Raw genomic sequence first — 3,820 nt, 5'->3', positions numbered from 1 at the left:
GCCGGCATCGCCTGCGCCGGTGTGGGTGGGTGGATCAGCCTGCGGCGCGTCTTGCGCCGCCCGGCGGCGCAGTCGTTGCGCGATGCGTAAGCGTTGGGTTGTCCGCTTTCGGGTCAATCGAGCAGGGCGTGAATGACGACGGCAGGGCATCGCACAAGCGCTGCGCGCGCGGGCAGGTGCGGCGAGCGCGTGCGAGAATCGTGTTTGCGGGCTCTCGATGCGCCGGCACTCGCGTGCCGTGCGTGGAACTTGCCGTTGTCCGCTTATCGGGTGGTGCTCGATGCATCCGGGCAGCCCAGGTCCGATTCCGGGCAGTATCGATTTCGTTTTTGGTTAACCGTATCCGTATGACTGACGATTTGAACGACGACGAAGCGCAAGCAAAGCAACCCAGCGCATTCGATCTCGTAGGCGGCGAGACGCGCGTGCGTGAACTGGTCGACCGCTTCTACGACCTCATGGATCTCGAGCCCGAATTCGCGGGCATTCGCGCCCTGCATCCCGCTTCGCTCGACGGTTCGCGCGACAAGCTCTTCTGGTTTCTCTGCGGCTGGCTCGGCGGGCCGGATCACTACATCGAACGCTTCGGCCATCCCCGGCTGCGTGCGCGCCATCTACCGTTCGCGATCGCTTCGTCGGAGCGCGACCAGTGGGTACGCTGCATGGCGTGGGCGATGGAGGACGCCGGGCTGCCGCAGGCGTTGCGGGAGCGGCTTGTCACGTCGTTTTTCGATACCGCTGATTGGATGCGCAATCGTGAAGGTTGATCGCGATGGTGTGGAGCACCGGATGCATCCCGGCTTTGACGACGACTACGCCGCGCTCGACCCGCTAGCGCGTGCCGTGCTCGACTTTTGGTTCGGCGAGCCCGGCAGCGCGGCGTTCGGACGGGCATCCCCGCGGTGGTTCAAACGCGACGACGCCTTCGACGCGATGATCGCCGGGCGTTTCGGCGCGACGCTCGAAGCCGCGCGGCGGGGCGAGTGCGATGCCTGGCAGCGCACACCGCTGGGGGCCTTGGCGCTGGTGATCGTGCTCGATCAGTTTTCGCGCAACACCTACCGTGATCATGCCGATGCGTTTGCCGCCGATGCAAGGGCGCTCGACGTCGCGCGCGGCCTCGTCGCGAGCGGCGCGCACCTCGCGCTGCCCTCCGCCGAGCATCGTGCATTCGCGTACCTACCGTTCGAACACGCCGAATCGTTCGACGCACAGGCTGAATCGGTGCGCTTGTTCGAAGCGCTGGCGGACGAAACGGGGCAGGCGGGCCGGGGCAGCTATATCGACTACGCCCGCCGGCATGCCGCCATCATCGAACGGTTCGGCCGCTTTCCGCATCGCAATGCCGCCCTGGGGCGGGCCTCGACCGACGAAGAGCACGCGTTTCTGCGCGAAGCGGGCTCGTCGTTCTAGCCGCGCTACGCCTGCTCACCACCCAGCACGGGGGCTTGCGGCATTCGCTTGCGCAGAGACACGCAGCCGCTGTGTGGCGGCGGAGCGTGCTGCGATGAGCAACGCGAAGGCATGGCGTACGGGCGTGAGCCTGGGCGCGGATTCGGATCGGTCCGGCATGATTGGGCGGTCGGAGTGGCCGCATCCTACGTGGGATGCGGCCCTGGGATGGCGACTCTCGAGACTGGCCGGCAACCGTGGGCACGGGCTGGAAGCACGAGCGGCCCGACGCACGCGGCTTTTGTCAGCCAGTACGCAGGATCCTAGAGGCCGCGCGCGCGGATGTCTGACGAGAAACGTCGGGATTTGTCTAGTTTTGTCGCGCGCCGCAAGGTTAGCGGCCGCCCGTGACGTCGAGCAAGGCGCCGGTCACGTAGGCGGCCGCGTCGCTCAACAGCCACACGATGGCTTGTGCGACTTCATCGGCATGGCCGGGCCGGCCTATCGGCGTTTGGGCGCCCAGCACGGCGGCGCGCTGGGGCTGGCCGCCGCTGGCGTGGATGTCGGTCTCGATCAAACCCGGGCGCACGGCATTCACGCGCACGCCGCGAGGCCCAAGTTCCTTGGCCAGACCGATCGTCATCGTATCGACGGCGCCTTTCGAGCCCGCGTAGTCGACGTATTCGTTCGGCGAGCCGAGTCGAGAGGCGGCGGACGACACATTGACGATGACACCGCCGCGGCCACCGCGATCGAGCGACATGCGGCGCGCCGCTTCGCGCGCACACAGGTACGCCCCCAACACGTTGACGTCGAACATGCGCCTGAGCCGAGCGGTGTCCATCTCGGCCAGCGGCATCGACGGCCCGACGATCCCCGCATTGTTGACGAGCGCATCTACGCGGCCGAAGGCGGTTTCGAGTTCGTCGAACATGGCGACGACGGCTGCTTCGTCCGCAACGTCGCCTGGCAGCAAAACGGCGCGGCCGCCCTTGCTTTCGACGTCATCGGCCGTTTCCTGGGCTGCAGCGAGTTCGTGCACATAGTTCACGCCCACCGCCACGCCTTGTTCGGCAAGCAGGCACGCGGTCGCGCGGCCGATGCCGCGGCTGGCTCCGGTGATGAGAACGACGCGACGTTCGGTATTCATCATGCGAGCTCCGGCAGGAAGAAACGGCGATGCGCGGCGAGACCCGCCTCGCCGCCGTGGCGGCTAGACGACGGCCCGCTGCGTCGCCCATTTGTCGCCGCCGGGCGGGTGATAGCGGCGCAGCTTCTCGAGCAGGGCGGGCGCATCGGCATCGATCTGCAGGATGTCCAAATACGCCTGCTGCATGAAGCCTTCCCGGACGGTATGTTCGAGCATGCCCACGAGCGGCGCGTAATATCCGCCGATGTCGTACAGGCCGATTGCCTTGTTGTGATAGCCGAGCTGCGCCCAGGTGAAGACTTCGAACAGCTCTTCGAGCGTGCCGGCGCCGCCCGGGAGCGCGACGAACGCATCGGACAGATCGGCCATCATGCGCTTGCGTTCGTGCATGTCCGATACGACGTGCAGTTCGGTCAAGCCCTGATGGCCGACTTCCTTCTCGACGAGCAGTTCCGGAATGACGCCGATCGCGCGTCCGCCGGCCGCCAGCACTTCGTCGGCGATGACACCCATGAGGCCGACTCGGCCCCCGCCGTAGACGAGCGAGCAGCCGGCCGCGACGAGGGCGCGGCCGAACGCCCGCGCCGCTTGGGCGTAAATGGGTTTGGCCCCGGTCGACGAGCCGCAGTAGACGCAGACCGATTTCATGCGAGCGTTTCCTTGCTGCCGTTCTGACGGCTGCCATCGCGCGGGGGCAGGTAGTCCTGGAATTGACGCTTGGGCAGTTTGCCGGAGACGAGATCGTCGAACAATTGACGCGAGCGCCCGCGCAGATACGGCGCCATCATCGAGATCACGTGCACGCTCACTTGATGGAGCTCGTCGCGGATCGCTTCCTGATCGTTGTACTTGCGCGGGTGCATGACGAACTGATACGACAGCCAGTACGTGGCGATCACCCCCATGTTCGTGGCGATGACCTGGATTTCCTCGGGCGTGGCCACCATTTCGTCGTCGGCGACGAGCAGTTCGCACATCTGCTTCGCAAAGCGCACCTTGTGGCTGATGATTTGCTTGAAGTGCGTTTCGAGCGTGCGGTTGCGCGCGAGCAGATCGTTCAGGTCGCGATACAGGAACCGGTAGGTCCACATGAAATCGGCCATGTATTGCAAGTACGACCACGTCTCGTCGATCGTCGGACGATGATCCTCGGGAAAACGAAGCCGCTTCTCGATCGCCTGCTCGAACTGCGCAAAGATGCTGTTGATGATGTCGTCTTTGTTGCGGAAATGGTAGTAGAGATTGCCTGGGCTGATCTCCATTTCCTCCGCGATCGTC

At 65.5% G+C, this 3,820-nt stretch carries 5 protein-coding genes; 2 read left to right on the top strand and 3 right to left on the bottom strand.

The features are described 5' to 3' along the window. Positions 1–347: 347 nt before the first annotated feature. Both ACTHL0_RS09950 and ACTHL0_RS09945 read left to right on the top strand, forming a co-directional pair. Positions 348–767 (top strand): group II truncated hemoglobin, encoded by a 420-nt coding sequence (locus tag ACTHL0_RS09950; RefSeq protein WP_440566560.1) that lies wholly within the window; start codon positions 348–350, stop codon positions 765–767. Between the two features lie 22 nt (positions 768–789). Next, positions 790–1,413: a DUF924 family protein gene (locus ACTHL0_RS09945; RefSeq protein ID WP_440566562.1), complete on the top strand. Its 624-nt coding sequence runs from the start codon at positions 790–792 to the stop codon at positions 1,411–1,413. A gap of 373 nt (positions 1,414–1,786) precedes the next feature. Here ACTHL0_RS09945 and ACTHL0_RS09940 read toward each other — a convergent pair whose 3' ends face one another. The 3 genes from ACTHL0_RS09940 to ACTHL0_RS09930 all read right to left on the bottom strand — a co-directional run. Beyond that, entirely contained in the window at positions 1,787–2,542 is a 756-nt protein-coding gene (locus ACTHL0_RS09940; protein ID WP_440566561.1) for an SDR family oxidoreductase, read from the bottom strand. A 63-nt stretch (positions 2,543–2,605) separates the two neighbouring features. Further along, a complete protein-coding gene (locus ACTHL0_RS09935; RefSeq protein ID WP_440566559.1) occupies positions 2,606–3,190 on the bottom strand; it encodes a TIGR00730 family Rossman fold protein in 585 nt (194 codons plus the stop codon). Beyond that, positions 3,187–3,820 (bottom strand): TetR/AcrR family transcriptional regulator (locus ACTHL0_RS09930; RefSeq protein ID WP_440566558.1); only part of this gene is annotated, 634 nt, incomplete at its 5' end. The genes ACTHL0_RS09930 and ACTHL0_RS09935, both read right to left, overlap by 4 nt.

It is taken from the genome of Trinickia sp. (assembly GCF_051961175.1).
Classification (GTDB): domain Bacteria; phylum Pseudomonadota; class Gammaproteobacteria; order Burkholderiales; family Burkholderiaceae; genus Trinickia.
Note: the sequence above shows the minus strand (reverse complement) of the source record. Positions and strands in the feature narration are given on the sequence as shown.